Raw genomic sequence first — 16,287 nt, 5'->3', positions numbered from 1 at the left:
ATGTCCATGGTGGGGACCTGTGATTTTTCGGCCTTACGACCGAGCGTCGATGTGATCCCGCTCTCTTCGACGCGGCACTCTCCCCGATCCCACAGGTAATCTGGACGAGCGTACAGCTTCCCATGGTGCTGGTCGCCTGTGGGAGCAGCATCGCAGGGAAAGGAACGCATCGTGACAGCACACCGACCTGCCCAGGTCGCGCGGCATGCCGCCGTCGTGCTCGCCGGTGCCGCCAGCTTGAGCCTGACCGCCGCGGCCGGCGCTTATGTCGTCCAACAGATCGCCGACTCACAGCGCCCCGATACCCGGCTCGCCGCGCCGACAGCCCCGGAGACCCCGCACGAGCCCGACCAGGGACACAGAGCCGTCCCCTATCCGGCATTGACCGGCAGCAGCTTCGTCTTGCCCGCAGCGGTTTCCGCTCCACGTGCCGCCGAGCCGGAAACCTCTGCCCCGCATATTATTTCGCCGACAGAGCCGACCGCGCCGACCGCGCCCGCACCTATCGGCGGCAAAGTCCGGCTCGGCGACGCCTATGTCGGTGCGCAGGTCGCGGAAGTCCAGCACGACACCGTCTCCGTCACCGTGGACACGAACGCCTTCACGATGCTGACGGATTTCCTCCATTCCGAACCCGCGCCGCAGCAGCCGGACGAGTCCGCTGTCACCACTATGCGCACCGACGTCGACACTCGGAGCGGTGAAGTGCGACTGGCGTTCTCCGATCCGAAGCTCGGCGAGCACGATCTGCGCCTCGATCGTCACGCCGCGCCCGCCGCAACCCCATCGCCGGACGGAGACCGCCGCCAGCACCCCGCCGAACCCGCGCTCGGGACAGCGAATTCCGTGGCGGTGTGACCTACCGTTTACCCTGCTCGGCATGAGCGCCTACGACTTCTGCGTCATCGGCGGCGGCATAGTCGGCGTCGCGACCGCGCACCGGATTCTGGCGCGCAACCCCGGTGCGAGCCTGGTGCTGCTGGAAAAAGCGCAGCATCTGGCCGCCCACCAAACCGGGCACAACAGCGGCGTCATCCACTCCGGCATCTACTATCCGCCGGACAGCCTGAAAGCCACGCTGTGCCGCCGGGGTGCGCGCTGGACCAAGGATTTCGCCGCGCGCCACGACATCCCGTATCGGGTGTGCGGCAAACTCCTGGTCGCCACCGACGACGCCGAATACGGACGCATGCTCGCGCTCCACGAACGATCGATCACCAATGGCGTGTCCGTCGAGCTGATCGATGCGGCGGAACTCGCTCGGCGCGAGCCGCGCGTCACCGGGGTCGGCGCACTGTTCGTTCCCGACACCGGCATCGTCGACTTCAGCCGGGTGACCGAAACGCTCGCCGATGAAGTTCGTCGCGCGGGTGGGGAATTCGTGCTCGGCACCGAAATCACCGCGCTCACCGAGAACTCGGACGCGGTGGTCGCCGCAGGCCCGACCGGCTCGTGGACGGCACGCCGCCTGGTGGTCTGCGCTGGTCTGCAGGCGGACCGGATGGCTCGAGCTGCCGGGCTGCGCACCGACTTTCGCATCGTTCCCTTCCGCGGTGAGTACTACCAGCTGCCGCCGGAGCGGCACGGACTGGTCAACACGTTGATCTATCCAATCCCGGACCCCGAATTGCCGTTCCTCGGAGTGCATTTGAGCCCGACGATCGACGGAGCGCTGACCGTGGGCCCGAACGCGGTGCTCGGGCTCGCCAGGGAGGGCTACGGCAAAGGCAGTCTCGACCTCAGGGATGCGCGAGAAATTCTCGCGTTTCCCGGATTTCACCGGGTCGCCAAGGCGAACGTACGCACCGGCCTGCGTGAACTGCGCAACTCGTTGTTCAAGCGCGGATATCTCGCGCAGTGCCGCCGCTACTGTCCGGAGCTGACGCTCACCGATCTGCTCCCGCGGGAAGCGGGTATTCGCGCGCAGGCGGTTCTGCGAGACGGAACTTTGGTGCACGACTTCATGATCGAGCGCACCGAGCGCTCGGTCCATCTGCTCAATGCCCCCTCACCTGCGGCGACTTCGGCCATGCCGATCGCCGAGCACATCGTCGATCAGCTCTGAGCAGGCGCCGGACCAAACCCTTCCCAACCAACCATTCGGTCGAATCCGGCAATACGGCGCACCGAATCGCGCAGAGCCCTCGAATAAATAGGAGAGCTGTAGTACTTTTAACGCCAGTCGTGGGACAGGGAGGGCCTATGGGCCACATCAAGTACGCGAGTGACGTCGGAGCGCCCGTCGAGGTCGCTTTCAACTACACGGACAACCATCTGTTCGTACCGGATTGGATGTTCGGCATCGCGGACTTCGTGCCGACCAGCGATCAGGACCGCGGACTCGGCGCGACTTTCGCCACCACCACACGCCTCGCGCTGTGGCGGCCGACTTCCGCCTGCGAGATCACCGAATACCGCCGCAATGCGGTGATCGAGTATACGTTGCGGGGGCGATTGTCCGGAACGCTGAGACTGCGTTTCGACCCGTTGGGTTACGGACGCTCGGTGCTGACCTCCGAGGCGGAGTACAGTCCACCTCGCGGAGTCACCGGGCGACTCGGCGCCGGCCTTGTCGACGCCGCGGTCAAATCGGCGCTACGGCGTACCGAGTCCCGGTTACGGAGGGAGATAGAGGAATTCCACGGTACCGATCTTGTCGGTCGGATTGCGTAGGGTGCCAGCCATGATCATCGTGAGCACCGACGGATCCTGCCTCCGCAATCCCGGCGGCGCCATCGGCTGGGCTTGGGTCAATCATCAGGGCTCCTCGGCGAGCGGAGGAGCCGCGTCCGGAACCAACCAGGTCGCGGAGTTGCGCGCGGTGCTGGAGGCGATCGTCGCCCATCCCGGGTCCGAACCCCTGCTCATCGAGAGCGATTCGCTCTATGCGATCAAGTGCGCCTCGGAATGGGTGGCAGGGTGGCGGGTCAACGGCTGGCGCACGTCCACCGGTGGCGCGGTGAAGAATGTCGAACTCGTCCGGCAGATCGATCGGGCCATCGCGAGCAGGCCGGGCCCGGTCCGGTTCCGTTGGGTTCGGGGACATGTCGGTAACTATTTCAACGAGCAGGCCGACGCACTGGCCGGAGAAGCGGCTCGGCAGGCCGCGGTCACCGCGGCTGTCGCCGAGGCGAACACCGTGGAAATGCTCGCGGTGACTGTGGAGGAAGCGTCGACGGCGCCGGAAGCGCCGAAGGACAAGGCCGCGGGGAAGGCGGCCGCGCCGTCGGCGCCACAGACTTTGACGCTGTTCTGATGCGCCCGAATCGCCGAAAGCTGCCCGAATGACCTCCGGCGGTGGTGGCTCGGCCCACCGCCGGAGGCGCTCGGCTAGTTGCCCGGCTGCGGTGCGGGTTGACCAGACGGTGCGGGCTGCGGAGCTCCGCCCGGCGCGGGAGCGCCCGGCAGTCCGGTGCCCGCACCCTTCAGCATCGGCGAATCGAGCTTCTCGACCAGCCACTTGTCGCCCGATTTCTGCAGCTGGGCGATCACCACGACGAACTGGCGCTCGGGGTTGGTCTGGGTGAAGTTGGTCCGGAACTGCGTGAGGGTCACCAGCACTTTGGCCGAGGTCGTGTCACCCGACTGGTAGCCGCATTGCACGTCATCGACCCACGACTTGACCTGCGCCTGCGTCATCGCGTCCTTCAACGCCTTGGTCGCGTCGTCGAACTCCTTGAGGAACTCGCCCGTCGAGCCGGCCTTCACCTTGGTGAAGTAGTCGTCGAGGTTCTTCGAATAGTCGTAGACCGAGACGTCCTTGCCGAAGGTGCACGCGGCGTTGGTCGAGTCGCGGATCGCGTCGAGCTTGTCGCCGCGGTCCTTGCCCTGCATGAAGAACACGACCACCGCGGTGATCGCCGCGACCGCGAGCACACCGGCCACGAACGCGGCCACCAGCGGGAGCGACGTGGATTTCCCGGAGGGCGCGGCCGCCTTGGGCGAGTCACGCTTCGCGGCCGGCTCGGATTTGTCTGCCTTCTCCGCCTTGGACATCTCGGGCTTCGCCGCGCCAGCGGCATCCTCCGACTTCCCGGTCACCGCGTCGGTGTCCTTGTCGGAGGCGGCGGCCGTGCTCTCGGCGTCCTTGTCGGTCTCGGCGTCGTCGGTAGACATCGATAAAACCTGCACTTTCCCGGCGCGCGTCGATGCGCCCCGATTGGCTTCAGCGGCTCGCGAGAGCGAACCTTGGGCGTTCCACCAGCGAGTATGCCCGGCCGACGGGATGGCCGCCGGGCCGGGTGCGACTCACCGCACCGGAGGCAGGGTCCGCTCGTTCGGATCCACACCCGGCGGCATGTGCGCGCCGTTGTTCGGCACGTCGGGCCGCGGCGCGTTCGCGGCGCCGCGGATCAACTGACCCGGCGGAGGGTTCTCACAGTAGTTCCACTTCGGGATCGTGCCGTCCTGCACGACCTCGTTGCGGATCTTCGGGGTGTCGTAGGTGCAGAACGGCCGCGGCCAGATGTCGATCATGGCGTGGAATTCGCCGTTGTGGGCCGGGACGCCGAGCGCTTCGCCTCCGAGTGCGAGCGAGGGGAACAGTGCGCGCAGCGCGGGCAGCCGCAGCTGCGCCGCCTTGGTGATCGCCTGGAAGTTGGTCGCGAGGCTGGTGATCGGATCGGCCGTCCGGTCCACCACCGCACCGAGGCTGGTGAGCTGACCTGGCGCCTGCTCGAGCACGCGTTGCAGTTCCGCGTTCGCGTTGTTGAACTGCTCGAACAGCACTCCCGAGTTGCTGGTCAGAGTGGCGAGATCAGGCTGCGCGTTGGACGTCGTGTTGGCGATGGTACGCAGGTTGGTGATCAGGTTCGTGGTCTGGGGGAGCAATGAGTCCAGGCCGGCCATCGCCAGGCTGATCCCGTTGATCATGCCGCGCAGCTGATCCGGACCCCCGCTGAGCGCGATGTCCAGCTCGTTCAGGATGACCTGGAAGTGGTCCGGATTGATCTGCGCGATCAGTGCGCTGGAGTTGTCCAGCACCGACCACACCGGCGTGGGCGTGTAGATCTTCTCCGGATCGAACTTGATCACCGCGCCGTTGGCCAGGTACGGCCCCTGCTCGGCGTTGGGCCGGAAGTCGATGTACTGCTCACCCGCGCCGGACAGCGCCTGCACCGCGATCCGGGTGTCCAACGGAATCTTGTACTTGGACTCGATCTGCGCGGTAGCGGCGATGGCCTGACCGCGATCGGTCAGCTCGATCGAGGTCACCTTGCCGATCCGCCACCCGCGCAGCGTCACGTCGTTGCCGGGCTGTAGACCGCCGGAGCGGTCCAGGTTCACCGTCACCGTGTAGTCGGACGCCAACGGGTTGACCCGCATGACGTTCACCATCAGGTAGGTCGCGCCGATCAGCAGCACGAGCACCAAGCCCACGTTCGACAGGAATATCTTGTGTCCGAGCAATTTGCGCAGGGAACTCATCGCTGTCCTCCCGCGATCCGGCCCTGCACCAGTTGCAGCACCTGGATGAGGCTGCCCGCGAAGTCCTGCAAGTCGTGCAGATCCTGGAACTTGCCGTGCTCCGGATCGGTGAGCGCGCTGATGTCCAGGTTGGTCGCGGTCGCGTACACCGCGAAGCTGCTGCCGCGGAAGGTCGCGTCGACCTTCGGCCGGATCTCCCGCAGCCGGTCCAGCAGTACGCCGAAGCCGTCACCGGTCTTGGCTATCGCGTCCATCAGCTGGCGGGTGTTCTCCAGCAGTCCGGTCAGCTGTTCGCTGGAGGTGTCGGCGTAATTGCCGAGTGCGGCGCTGGCCGTCGACAACTTGGTCAGCAGATCGCCGATGGCCCGGTTGTTCTCGGCGACGGCGCCGATCATCTGCGGCAGCGTGTCGGCCACTTCGCCCAGTTGTGCCCGCCTGCCCTCGAGCGTGTTGGCGAGAGTGCTGAACTCGCCGAGCACGCTGTCGATCCGGGCGGAGTTGGCGTTCAAGCTGCCCACCACGCCGGTCAGCTCGGTGATCAGGTGGGCCAGCTGCTCGCCGCGGCCGCCGACGATGGAGTCCAGCTCGGAGCCCAGCTTGGACAGGCTGGCGATGCCGCCGCCGTTGAACAGCATGGAGACCGAGATGAGCAACTGCTCGACGGTCGCGCCCGCGGAGGTGCTGTCGAGGGTGAGCGTGTCGCCGTCGTTCAGCATTTCCGCGCCGGGCTCGGTCTTGGGCTTGGACACCGCGACGAACACGTCGCCGAGGGGGGTGGCCTGCCGCAGCTCCGCCGTGCTGCCCTTGGGCAACTCGATGTCCTTGCTGATGGTCAGGTCCACGATGGCCTGGAAGTTCTTCGTCTTGATGTCGGTGACCACGCCGACGTCCGAGCCGCCGATCTTCACCTTCGCCTGATCGGGCAGGTTCAGCGCGTTCTCGAAGACCGCGTGGATGGTGTAGGTCTCTCCGGCCAGACCCGGTTTCGGCAGCGGCAGCTTCTCCACGGTGAGCCCGCAGCCGGAGGTGACCGCCACACCGGCCACCGCGGCCACGGCGACCAGCGCCCTGCGTGCCTTGATCGTCATTCGGTACGTCATTTCGTCAGTCCGAGCAGTGCGGCGGTGAGCCCGTAGTCGGGTCCGAAGTCCTGCATGTTCCCGGTGCGGCAGCCGTCGGCCTTCATTTGGATGCGTTCGCAGAACAGGCTGACGATCTCACCCGACAGCGCGGTGCCGATCACCGCGTGCAGCCGGACGTACCCGTGCTCGCGGTTGACGATCCCGTCGATGTTCTGCATGACCATCGGCGCCAGGTCGGCGACTTCGGTGAGGCCGTAAGCGTTGTCGCGCAGCTGCTGGGTCACGTTGGTCAGGCCGGTCATGGTCCCCGACAACTGATCCTCGTACTGGGTCAACGTGGTGCTGGTGTTCCGCAGGAAGGCGAGCAGTTGGTCGAGCGTGGCCTGCAGGCCGGGGGCCTGCTCGGCGAGCAGGCCGGTCATCTGGGTGACCCGGTTGCTGAAGTCGCGCACCGACTGGTCGTTCTCGGCCAGCATGGTGGTGAGATCGTTCAGCTTGATGATGATGCTGGAGATCGCGTCCTTGTTGTCCACACCGACCTTCAGCGCACTCGACAGCGCGTTGAGGGTGTCGCGAATCTTCTCGCCGTTGCCGTTGAGCATGGGGTAGAGCACCCGGCCGGACAGCGGGCCGATGCCCTCCTGGCCCGGCTCCGGCTTCAGCGCGGCCGCGAACTGGTCGATGGTCTTGATCATCGTGTCCAGCTCGACCGGCGTCTTGGTACGGGCCTTGGGCAGGTGCGCGCCGTCGGACAAGGTCTCGCCGCCGGTGTAGACGGGGGTGAGCTCGATGTGCCGGTCGGTCACGATGGACGGCGAGATGATCGCGGCGACCGCGTCCTTCGGGACCTTCACGTCCTTGTCGATCGACATGTGCACCTCGACCAGAGTGCCCTTGGGCACGATCTTGTCGACCTTGCCGACATCGAGCCCGAGCACCGTGATCGGGTTGCCCTCGTAGATGCCCGCGATGTTGTCGAAGTCCGCGGTGATCTGGAGGGTATTACCCAATGCGTCGTTCACCGAGCTCGGCAGCAGCGAGCAACTGCCGACCGTCAGCGCGGCGGCGCTGATCATCAGCGTCTTCGCGACGGTCTCGGGCCGAAAGCCCATGCGGAATCTCATCCCTGGCACCCCTCGATAACTTCGGCGAAGCACAACCAGTTGTCCGGGAACAGCCACGGCAGGCCGACGTCACCGTACGGACCGCTGCCACCCCAGGAGTTCGCCAGGTAGCGCACGGTCGGCGGCATGAGCGACAGCATCCGGTCCAGGTTGTCCTTGTTCTTCTGCAAGCCTTCGGCCATGGTGTTCAGCTGCTGGATGGTCGGGCCGAGCTGATCGTTGTTCTCCGCGCCGATCACCTCCAGCTGCTTGGTCAGGGCGGCGATGTTGTCCAGCAGCTGGCGCAGCAGTGCCTGGCGCTCCATCACCCGATTCGCGATGGCCTCGCCTTGGGTGATCACCAGCAGAATGCTGTTGCGGTTGTCGCCGAGGATCTGGGTGACGCGGTCCAAATCCTTGAGCAGGATGTCCACCTCGGTCTTGCGGCTATCGATCACTTTGGCCAGTGCGCCGACGCTGTCCAGTGCCTGGGCGGTGAGCTGAGGCGAGCCGTTCATCTGCTCGTTGATCAGGTTCAGCGACTCGGCCAGCTTCCTGGTGTCGAGCGCTTCGAACTTCGGGGTGCCGACCTGCACCACGTCGGCCAGGTTGTACGGAACCGCGGTGTTGGAGACCGGGATCCGCTTGCCCTTCAGGCCCGAGCCGTCGCCCGGCTCCAGGTCGACGTACCTGGCGCCGAGCAGCGTGGCCATCTTGATCGAGGCGCGGGCGTCCGGGCCGAGCTTCACGTCGTCGCTGACGCTCAGCGTGAGCAGCACGTGGCTGCCCTCCAGTTCGGCGTCGACGACCCGGCCGGAGGACACGCCCGCGATGTTCACCTTGTCGCCGACCTTGATGCCCGCGGCCTGCACGAACTCGGCTTTGATCGACTGCTCGCCGACGCCGATGAGCTTGTACACGCTGGACACCAGCAGCAGCACCACGATGAGGACGCCGCCGATGATGCCCAACCAGAAGTACCGGTTGCTTTCGAACCTGGACCTGAGTCTGGTCATCATGGGCGGCACACCGCCGAGTGCGAGGTTCCGCCGATCTGGGAGAACAGACCGCGGGGGAAGAGGATGCCGTAGAGCGACACGTCCAGCCCGCACAGGTAGGCGTTGGCGTAGGCGCCCTCGGAGGTGTGCCTGCCCGCCGCCGACAAGACGTTCGGCAGGTCGATCGCCGCCTGGTCGAGTTTGGCGCCGTTGTCCAGCAACAGCGTCAGCGCCGCGCTGGTGGAGTTCTGCGCGTTGCGCAAGCTCGGCTGGATCTGGTCCATCATGCCGACCAGTGACGTGGTCGCGCTCGCGATCTGCTCGGTGGATGCGAGCAAGGACTGTCCTTGCTCGTACAGCCCGCCGATCAAGGCCCGGGTCTGGGTTACCAGGGTCTCCAATTCATCTCCTCGTTTCGCCAACCCCGACATCACGCCCGACAGGTTGGTGATCACATCGGACAGGATCGCGTCTCTGCGCTGGAAGTCGGTGGCCAGCTGGGCAGCCTGGACGATGAACGCGCTCAATGAGACGCCGTCCCCCTGCAATGCCTGGATGAACGTCTCCGACAGCCGGTTGACCTGCTCCGGCTGCAACACCTGGAACAGGGGCTGGAAGCCGTTGAGCAGACCCGACACGTCGAACGACGGCTCGGTGCGGTCGATCGGGATCGAACCGTTGTTCCTCAGCGGCGCGGGGTTCGGCGCCTTGCCGGGAGCCAGCGCCACATACCGCTGGCCGATCAGGTTCTGGTAACGGACCAGCGCCTTGGTGTCGTCGTAGATCGTCTGGTCGCGCTGCACGACGAAGGTGACCTTCGCGACCGATTTCTTCAGGTTCGCGTCCCGGCCCCGCTCGATCTTCTCGACCTTGCCGACCCGCACGCCCGCCATGCGGACGTCGTCGCCTTCGTGCAAACCGAGCACGTCGGAGAACGTCGCGGAATAGGTGTAGGTGTCACCGCTGACGATGCGCGCCAGCGTGTTCCACACCACCACCGTCACCAGGATCGACACGATGGCGAAGATGCTGAATCCGATCAGCGGTTTGCGAATGCTCATCGTCGGGCACCGTTGTCGGACACCTGCATGGTTCCGCCCTTCAGAATCGAGCTCAGCAGCAGATATTCGGCGGTGGTCGGCTTGCGGCCGAGCAGCGCGGTGATCGCCGAGTCGCCCCGGTAGGAGATCGGCGCCGCCGACGGCGTGCCCTCGGGCGCGGCAGCCGGAGCGGCGGGCGCCGGTGCCGCGGCGGGCGGGAGCAAGCCCGGCGGCAGCATCGGGAACAGACCTTCGAGCGGGGTGCCCGCGAACGGCGCGGGCACGCCGCCGGTGGGGGCGGCCGCGGTGGCGCGGTTCGGGTCCGGGGTGGTGACGCCGGGAATCAGCGGCAGACCGGGCATGGGCACCACCGGCGGGAGCCCGGCGGCCGAGTCCAGCGCGCGCGGCTTCAGCTGTTCGGGCAGCTCGCCGACGTCGGCGACGGCGGGTGCGGTGTAGCAGCTCGGGCCGACCATCTCGCCGTAGCGCGGGCAGTCGGCCACGGTGTACGGGCGGTACGGGGTGAGCGTGAGACCGGCGTCCCAGACCTGCTGCTTCTGCGGACCCCAGGTGAACGTGGTGTCCATCCGCCGCATCGTCTCGCTCAGGTTCAACAGGCTCCTGGTGATCGCGTCCGGGTCCGCGGCGAGTGCGCCGAACATGTCGTTCGTACCGGCGGTGACCTCGATGCCGACGTTGGGGTTGCGGGCGAACAGGTCGTTGACCGTCTCGATGGTTCCGGCGGTGCCGGTGATCAGGGAGACCAGCTCACTGCGGCGGTCTGCGATGGTGCGCGCGGTCTGCACCGAGCTGCCGAGCACGTCGACCAGCTCGGGCGCGGACTGGTTGAGCGCGTTGAACGAAGCGGAGAAGTCGCTCAGCAGCACACCGAGATCCGGGATGGACTCATCGACGGCCAGCAGCCAGCGGTCCAGCCGCTCGACGGTGGAGCCGGGCATCCGGCCGCTGCCGTCCAACGCCTGGGACAGGGTGCCGAGGACCCGGCCGAATTGCACCGGATCGATCTTGTCGAGGATGTTGCGCACCGTGGTGAGCGTGTCCTGCAGCGCGATGGTTCCCTTGCTGCGGTCCTCCTCGATGACCGAACCCTCGTGCAGGTACTGGTCGGCCGGGCCGTTGAAGACGAGTTCGACCGAGGTGACGGCGAAGAGATTGCTCGGCACCACGCGGGCGGTCACGTTGGCCGGGATGTCGCCGGCGAATTCCGGCTTCATCTCGATCCGGACCTTCTGCAGCTCACCCTTGGCCGCGACATCGACGGTCTTCACCGCGCCGACGAGCACGCCGCGGAACTTGACGTCGGCCTGCTCGGGCAGACCGTCACCCGTGGTGGTCAGGTTCGCCGTGACGTTGATCTTCTCCTGGAAATACCCCTGGTAGCGCAACATCAGGAAGCCGAGCACCAACGCGAAGACGACCAGACCGCACACGCCTGCGATCAGCAACTGTCGCATCGTGGGCCCGCGCCCACTGGGATCGATGATCATCTGGTATTTACCCCGAGATCCGAATGCCTGGGTTGACACCCCAGATAGCCAATGTCATGAACAGGTTCGCGAAAACGACCGCGATGATGCACATCTTGATCGCACGGCCCGCGGCCACGCCGACGCCCTCGGGGCCACCGGAGGCGAAGAAGCCGTAGTAGCACTGGATGAACGTGGTGATCGCTACGAACAGGATCGCCTTGATCAGCGAGTAGATGACGTCGGTCGGGATGAGGAACTGATAGAAGTAGTGCTGGTAGGTGCCGGTGGCGGTGCCGCCGATCAGCTGCACGGTCAGCGCGCAGGAGACGTAGGCCATGGTGAGGCCGAGGCAGTAGAGCGGAATGATGGCCACCATCGCCGCGAACATCCTGGTGCTGATCAGATAGGGCAGCGGCCGGATGGCGATGGATTCCAGCGCGTCGATCTCCTCGGAGATGCGCATGGCGCCCAGCTGCGCGGTGAACCGGCAGCCGGCCTGGGCGGCGAAGGCCAGTGTCGCCAGCAGCGGGCCGAGTTCGCGGGTGGTCGCGAACGCCGATATCGCACCGGTGATCGGACTCAGGCCGAGCAGGTTCAACGAGTTGTAACCCTGGATGCCCACGGTCATGCCGCCGAAGGCGCTCAGAATGACGACGACGCCGATGGTGCCGCCACCGACGATGAGATTGCCGTTGCCCCAGGTGACGTCCGAGAGCAGGCGCCACACTTCCTTGGGGTAATGCTTGAGCGCCAGCGGAATCGACCCGATCGAGCGCAACAGGAAGAACACCTGGTGGCCGAGCCTGGCGAGCAGATCGACCGGTGCGTGCGCGGATTTCCGGATCGTCTGGAGAGGCCGCAGCAGCGGCGGTACATAGGTTGATGACACCGGCTCAGACCACCTGTGACGGGAATAGTGCGTTGTAAACCTGGGTGATGATGAGGTTCACCCCGAACAGCATGATGGCGGAACTCACCACTGCGGAATTCACCGAGTTGGCGACACCGCCGGGGCCGCCCCGGGTGTTCAATCCGGTATCGCAGGCGATGATTGCCGCGAGCAGGCCGAAAATCAGCGATTTCCCGAGAGCGACAAGCAGATCGGTGGTCACCGCGAACGACGAGAAGGTGCCGACGTAGGAGCCGGGCGTGCCGTTCTGCGCGAAGATATTGAAGATGTAGCCGGTCAAGAATCCGACGAAGACCACGAAGCCGCACAGCAGCACGCTCACCAGCATCGCGGCGCCCAGGCGCGGAGCCACCAGCCTGCGCAGCGGGTCGACGCCCATGACCTTCATGGCGTCGATCTCCTCGCGGATGGTGCGCGAGCCGAGGTCGGCGCAGACCGCGGAGCCGACGGCGCCCGCGATCATCAGCGAGGTGACCAGCGGGGCGCCCTGCTGAATAATGCCGAGGCCGTTGGCCGCGCCGATGAACGAGGTGGCGCCGACCTGACCGGCGACCGATCCGACCTGGATGGAGACGATCACGCCGATGGGGATGGCGACCAGCAGCGTCGGCGCCGCGGAGACACTGGCCATGAACGCGCATTGCCGGACGAACTCGCCGAAGGGAAAGCGCCTGCGGAAAATCGAGACGAACAGTTCGGCGACGGCGGCGAAGCCCATGGTGATCTGCCTGCCGAAAGTCTCCAGCGAACGCTTCGGATGATCTTGCCAGTAAGACCTCGTCCAATCGACCGCATCACTGAACCGTGACCCTGTTGGTGGACTCTCGGTCGACTGCACTGGCTAATCCTCCTCGACGCCGGTTGGCTGCCCCGACGACTCGTTTGCTTGACGCACCTTACTACGGAGTAGTGCGGAACACACCACCCCCTTGTGATCGCAGTCATAGATGTCGCTCACTGTTGCCGGAAAGCAATGGTCGACGCCTGGAAACACTGGGAACGAGCCCAAAGTCAGGTGCCCGACCTCTAGCACAAGCCACAGCCCACCTGCGCGAATCCGCAGCTATGCCGAGCGGATCGACGAATTACTTGGAGATTTATCATCGAAAATCAATTTTGTTTCCGGAGACCAACACGACGACTCCTTACTATCACCGAATCACTAACGGCCACGGGATTTTCACAAATGCGATAGCCGAATGCTATCGAAGAGGTAAGATACGTTTGATCTAGAATGTATTAAATAGGGTTGAAGCGCCGAGCAGTGGGGACAACCCCGGAGTAGGTGACGCGCCCGAGGTCGATTACTGACACGATGGGTGCGACAGATTGATATCGTGCGGGCTTCCGACGTCTGGAGGGACATGTTCAGCAAACTCGCCAAGGTGGCCAACGCCGCCTTCGCCGTCGCCCTGGGCGCGGCGCTGCTCGGCACGGGCGCTGGGGCCGCTAACGCCCAAACGGGCCCGCCGGTGTTGGGCGGTGGATCCGGCATCATCATCGACAACCAATTCGAATGCACGGTCACGACTGTCGGCCACGACAACGCGGGGCGTCTGGTCGGACTGACCGCGGGCCACTGCGGCGACCCGGGCGCACAGGTCTACGCCGAAGCCGATCGGGGCGCGGGCGTGATCGGCCGGTTCGTCTACTCCAACCACGACCTCGACTACGCCGTCATCCAGTTCGATCCGGGCAGGATCACCCCGGTGAACCGGATCGGCAACGTCACCATCACCGGACTCGGCGCACCGGCCACCTTCCCGCAGATCGTCTGCAAGGAAGGGCGCACCACCGGTAACACCTGCGGTATCGCGTGGGGCGACGTGTTCCGGACGAATGTCGAGACCTGGAGCCAGATGTGCGTGGTGGAAGGCGACTCCGGTGCTCCGGTCGTCGTCGGCTCGACGCTGGTGGGCATGGTGAACGCCTACCTGGCTCTGGCTTGCTTCGGTCCTGAGGTCGGCACCAACATGAGCGCGATCATGGCCGACGTCAACGGACGCGGCGGCGTCGGCGCGGGCTACATTCCGATCTGAATCGAATACCGACCTGAATCGAACACCGACGCCATTCGATGAGCGGCCCGAGCGGACAGCGATCCGTTCGGGCCGCTTATTTCTCGCTTCCGGCCGGCGCCACCGCCGGACCGGCGACCGCGCACTGCGGCATGCAGTCGACGCTGTCCAATGTGGGCGCGCGCCGCTCCGGACGTAGCAGCACCGCTGCGAGTACCGCCCCGGTCACCAGCAGTCCGGCGCACAGCCACATCGCGGCGGCGAAGCCGTCGTCGAAGGCTGCCGGATCATCCAGGGCATCCGAGATACCGACGAGCCCGGGCAGCGCCGCGACGGCGAGCAGTTGCGCGGTCCGCGCCACGGCATTGTTCACGCCCGAGGCGATGCCCGCCTCACCGGCCGGGACCGCGCCGAGCACCGCCCCGGTCAGCGGCGCGACCAGCACCGCGAGCCCCAGCCCGAAGACGAGGACGCCGGGCAGCACATCGGTCAGGTACCCGGTGTCGGGTCCGATGCGCAGCAACAGCACCAGACCCGCCGCCGCCAGCAGCGGGCCGGCGGTCATCGGGATTCGCGGCCCGTGCACTTGCGCCCAGCGCCCGGCCGGAGCCGAGAGCACGAGCATGATCAACGTGACCGGCACGGTCGCGACGCCGGACATCAGCGGCGAGTATCCCGCCACCAACTGCAGTTCCAGCACCAGCAGGAAGAACACGCCCCCGAGTGCGGCGTAGACCGCCAGCGTCACGAGATTCGCGGCGGTGAACACCCGGGAACTGAACAGCGACGGCGGCACCAGCGGGTGGTCACTGCGCAATTCGATCAGAACGAAGGCCCCGAGCAGCACCACACCGGCCACGATGAGCAGGGGCATGGTGTCGATCAGTCCCAGGGTCAGCGCACCGAGCGCGACCGCCACCACCAGCGCGCCGGGCACGTCGAGCTTCCCCGCCGCGTTCGGATCGCGGCTTTCCGGCACATGTCTCAGCGCGACCAGCACCACGACCAGGGCGAGCGGAATGTTGAGGAAGAAGATGGACCGCCACCCCGCGACCTCGATGAGCCAGCCACCGAGAAACGGCCCGAGCGCGCCCGCCACACCACCGAATCCGGACCACAGGCCGATCGCCGCGCCCTGGTCGCGCCGATCGATCGATGAGGAGATCAGGGCCAGGCTGCCCGGGGTGAGCATCGCGCCCGCGACGCCCTGCAGGATCCGGGCCCCTACCAGCATTTCGATGCTCGTCGCGGCGCCGCAGAGCACGGACGCGATCGCGAAGGCCACGGTTCCCCACACGAAGACCCGGCGGCGGCCGAGTTTGTCGCCGAGCGAGCCGCCGAGCAGGATGAACGAGGCGAGGGTGAGGGTGTACCCGTTCAGCGTCCATTGCAGCCCGGCCACATCCGTATGCAGCGATTCGCCGATCCGCGGCAGCGCGATGTTCACGACCGTCGCGTCGAGCGAGGCCACCGACGATCCGAGGATGGTGGCCAGCAGAATCCAACGACCGCTGCCGGACCGCAGCCGCGGTAGCTCGGTGGTGCTCACCAACTCAACTTAGCGGTCCACCGGCGATGGGAAGTTCCGGTCAGAGTTCCTGGACACAGACGACGAAACGGCGCTTGTCGTAGACGTACCCGGTGCCGCTGCCGCAGACGCTGACGTCGTCGGCGCCCTGCTGGATCTTGACCACCTTCACACCCTTCGCGGGCGACGAACCGGCGCAGTCGATGCGCTTGGGATCATCGCCGCCGACGTCCATGCAGCCACCGACCACCCAGTCGATGTCCAGGCAGAACGCGCCTTGTTCGATGCCGTTGATCGTCTCGGCGTAGTAGTTGTCGGCGTCGCTGCTGCACTGCGAGCTCTTGGCCTTCTTGTCGATCACCTTGTAGTTCGAGGCGCGACTACCGCAGGACGCCTTCTCGATGGTGGCGTTGGTGGTGGTGCCGCCGAGTGTCACGCAGTCACCGACCTCGGCCTGGAAGTCGGTGTCGCCGCTGGGCTTGCTCGTCGTCGGCTTGCCGGTGCTCGGGGTGGGTTTGCCGGACGACGGTTTCGGCGTGTTGGTCACCGAGACCGCGTCGATCGTGCCGTTGTCGACGGCGGGCTGGGCGGTACCGTTGATCGTGGAACTGCACCCGACCAACGTCAGCCCGGCCGCGATGGCGAGACCGGCGAAGGCGAGACGACCCCAGGTCAGTTGACGAGACACGTA

The 16,287-nt window shown here is 66.0% G+C and carries 16 protein-coding genes; 5 read left to right on the top strand and 11 right to left on the bottom strand.

The genetic code is table 11. The annotated features are described in order from the left end of the window. Positions 1-171 precede the first annotated feature (171 nt). From GVY39_RS11235 to GVY39_RS11220, 4 genes are all read left to right on the top strand, one after another. Positions 172-858 (top strand): hypothetical protein, encoded by a 687-nt coding sequence (locus GVY39_RS11235; protein ID WP_159923502.1) that lies wholly within the window; start codon positions 172-174, stop codon positions 856-858. 22 nt (positions 859-880) lie between these two features. Continuing rightward, positions 881-2,065 carry an L-2-hydroxyglutarate oxidase gene (gene lhgO, locus GVY39_RS11230; RefSeq protein WP_159923504.1) on the top strand — a complete coding sequence of 395 codons (1,185 nt, stop codon included), beginning with the start codon at positions 881-883 and terminating at the stop codon, positions 2,063-2,065. Between the two features lie 137 nt (positions 2,066-2,202). Next, positions 2,203-2,673 (top strand): SRPBCC family protein, encoded by a 471-nt coding sequence (locus GVY39_RS11225; RefSeq protein ID WP_159923506.1) that lies wholly within the window; start codon positions 2,203-2,205, stop codon positions 2,671-2,673. A 10-nt stretch (positions 2,674-2,683) separates the two neighbouring features. Further along, on the top strand, positions 2,684-3,256 hold the full coding sequence (locus GVY39_RS11220) for a ribonuclease H (protein WP_159923508.1): 573 nt from the start codon (positions 2,684-2,686) through the stop codon (positions 3,254-3,256). 74 nt (positions 3,257-3,330) lie between these two features. Here the strand turns inward: GVY39_RS11220 and GVY39_RS11215 are convergent, their stop codons facing one another. The 9 genes from GVY39_RS11215 to GVY39_RS11175 form a co-directional block, all read right to left on the bottom strand. Then, positions 3,331-4,116, bottom strand: coding sequence for a hypothetical protein (locus GVY39_RS11215; RefSeq protein WP_159923510.1), 786 nt, complete (start codon positions 4,114-4,116; stop codon positions 3,331-3,333). Between the two features lie 132 nt (positions 4,117-4,248). After that, the gene (locus GVY39_RS11210) at positions 4,249-5,427 is read right to left on the bottom strand and encodes an MlaD family protein (RefSeq protein ID WP_159923512.1); all 1,179 of its coding nucleotides are present in this window, start codon (positions 5,425-5,427) and stop codon (positions 4,249-4,251) included. Further along, positions 5,424-6,515 carry an MCE family protein gene (locus GVY39_RS11205; protein ID WP_159923514.1) on the bottom strand — a complete coding sequence of 364 codons (1,092 nt, stop codon included), beginning with the start codon at positions 6,513-6,515 and terminating at the stop codon, positions 5,424-5,426. The genes GVY39_RS11210 and GVY39_RS11205 overlap by 4 nt, the downstream gene beginning before the upstream one ends. 8 nt (positions 6,516-6,523) lie before the next feature. After that, positions 6,524-7,621 (bottom strand): MCE family protein, encoded by a 1,098-nt coding sequence (locus GVY39_RS11200; RefSeq protein ID WP_223519649.1) that lies wholly within the window; start codon positions 7,619-7,621, stop codon positions 6,524-6,526. Positions 7,622-7,629: 8 nt separating this feature from the next. Further along, positions 7,630-8,628, bottom strand: a complete 999-nt coding sequence (locus GVY39_RS11195) for an MCE family protein (RefSeq protein WP_159923642.1) — start codon at positions 8,626-8,628, stop codon at positions 7,630-7,632. Further along, positions 8,628-9,671 (bottom strand): MCE family protein, encoded by a 1,044-nt coding sequence (locus GVY39_RS11190; RefSeq protein WP_159923518.1) that lies wholly within the window; start codon positions 9,669-9,671, stop codon positions 8,628-8,630. The genes GVY39_RS11195 and GVY39_RS11190 overlap by 1 nt, the downstream gene beginning before the upstream one ends. Then, a complete protein-coding gene (locus GVY39_RS11185; RefSeq protein WP_159923520.1) occupies positions 9,668-11,158 on the bottom strand; it encodes an MlaD family protein in 1,491 nt (496 codons plus the stop codon). Before GVY39_RS11185 ends, GVY39_RS11190 begins: the two co-directional genes overlap by 4 nt. 7 nt (positions 11,159-11,165) lie before the next feature. After that, positions 11,166-12,029: an ABC transporter permease gene (locus GVY39_RS11180; RefSeq protein WP_159923522.1), complete on the bottom strand. Its 864-nt coding sequence runs from the start codon at positions 12,027-12,029 to the stop codon at positions 11,166-11,168. Between the two features lie 4 nt (positions 12,030-12,033). Next, entirely contained in the window at positions 12,034-12,888 is an 855-nt protein-coding gene (locus GVY39_RS11175) for an ABC transporter permease (protein WP_159923524.1), read from the bottom strand. Between the two features lie 526 nt (positions 12,889-13,414). On the opposite strand from GVY39_RS11175, the gene GVY39_RS11170 reads away from it, so the two are divergent. Continuing rightward, a complete protein-coding gene (locus GVY39_RS11170) occupies positions 13,415-14,089 on the top strand; it encodes a S1 family peptidase (protein ID WP_159923526.1) in 675 nt (224 codons plus the stop codon). 76 nt (positions 14,090-14,165) lie between these two features. Here GVY39_RS11170 and GVY39_RS11165 read toward each other — a convergent pair whose 3' ends face one another. Both GVY39_RS11165 and GVY39_RS11160 read right to left on the bottom strand, forming a co-directional pair. Beyond that, positions 14,166-15,617, bottom strand: a complete 1,452-nt coding sequence (locus tag GVY39_RS11165) for an MFS transporter (RefSeq protein ID WP_159923528.1) — start codon at positions 15,615-15,617, stop codon at positions 14,166-14,168. A 40-nt stretch (positions 15,618-15,657) separates the two neighbouring features. Then, a complete protein-coding gene (locus tag GVY39_RS11160; RefSeq protein ID WP_159923530.1) occupies positions 15,658-16,284 on the bottom strand; it encodes a hypothetical protein in 627 nt (208 codons plus the stop codon). Positions 16,285-16,287: the final 3 nt, after the last annotated feature.

Source organism: Nocardia sp. CY15 (assembly GCF_009829295.1).
Classification (GTDB): Bacteria; Actinomycetota; Actinomycetes; order Mycobacteriales; family Mycobacteriaceae; genus Nocardia; species Nocardia sputi.
This window is presented reverse-complemented; position numbering and strand designations above follow the sequence as displayed.

Excerpts from the sequence above, each read along its gene's own strand:
- GVY39_RS11215 (WP_159923510.1), bottom strand. The coding sequence starts at position 4,116 with ATGTCTACCGACGACGCCGAGACCGACAAGGACGCCGAGAGCACGGCC.
- GVY39_RS11225 (WP_159923506.1), top strand. The coding sequence starts at position 2,203 with ATGGGCCACATCAAGTACGCGAGTGACGTCGGAGCGCCCGTCGAGGTC.
- GVY39_RS11200 (WP_223519649.1), bottom strand. The coding sequence starts at position 7,621 with ATGGGCTTTCGGCCCGAGACCGTCGCGAAGACGCTGATGATCAGCGCC.
- lhgO (WP_159923504.1), top strand. The coding sequence starts at position 881 with ATGAGCGCCTACGACTTCTGCGTCATCGGCGGCGGCATAGTCGGCGTC.
- GVY39_RS11220 (WP_159923508.1), top strand. The coding sequence starts at position 2,684 with ATGATCATCGTGAGCACCGACGGATCCTGCCTCCGCAATCCCGGCGGC.
- GVY39_RS11205 (WP_159923514.1), bottom strand. The coding sequence starts at position 6,515 with ATGACGATCAAGGCACGCAGGGCGCTGGTCGCCGTGGCCGCGGTGGCC.
- GVY39_RS11185 (WP_159923520.1), bottom strand. The coding sequence starts at position 11,158 with ATGATCATCGATCCCAGTGGGCGCGGGCCCACGATGCGACAGTTGCTG.
- GVY39_RS11195 (WP_159923642.1), bottom strand. The coding sequence starts at position 8,628 with ATGACCAGACTCAGGTCCAGGTTCGAAAGCAACCGGTACTTCTGGTTG.
- GVY39_RS11170 (WP_159923526.1), top strand. The coding sequence starts at position 13,415 with ATGTTCAGCAAACTCGCCAAGGTGGCCAACGCCGCCTTCGCCGTCGCC.
- GVY39_RS11190 (WP_159923518.1), bottom strand. The coding sequence starts at position 9,671 with ATGAGCATTCGCAAACCGCTGATCGGATTCAGCATCTTCGCCATCGTG.
- GVY39_RS11210 (WP_159923512.1), bottom strand. The coding sequence starts at position 5,427 with ATGAGTTCCCTGCGCAAATTGCTCGGACACAAGATATTCCTGTCGAAC.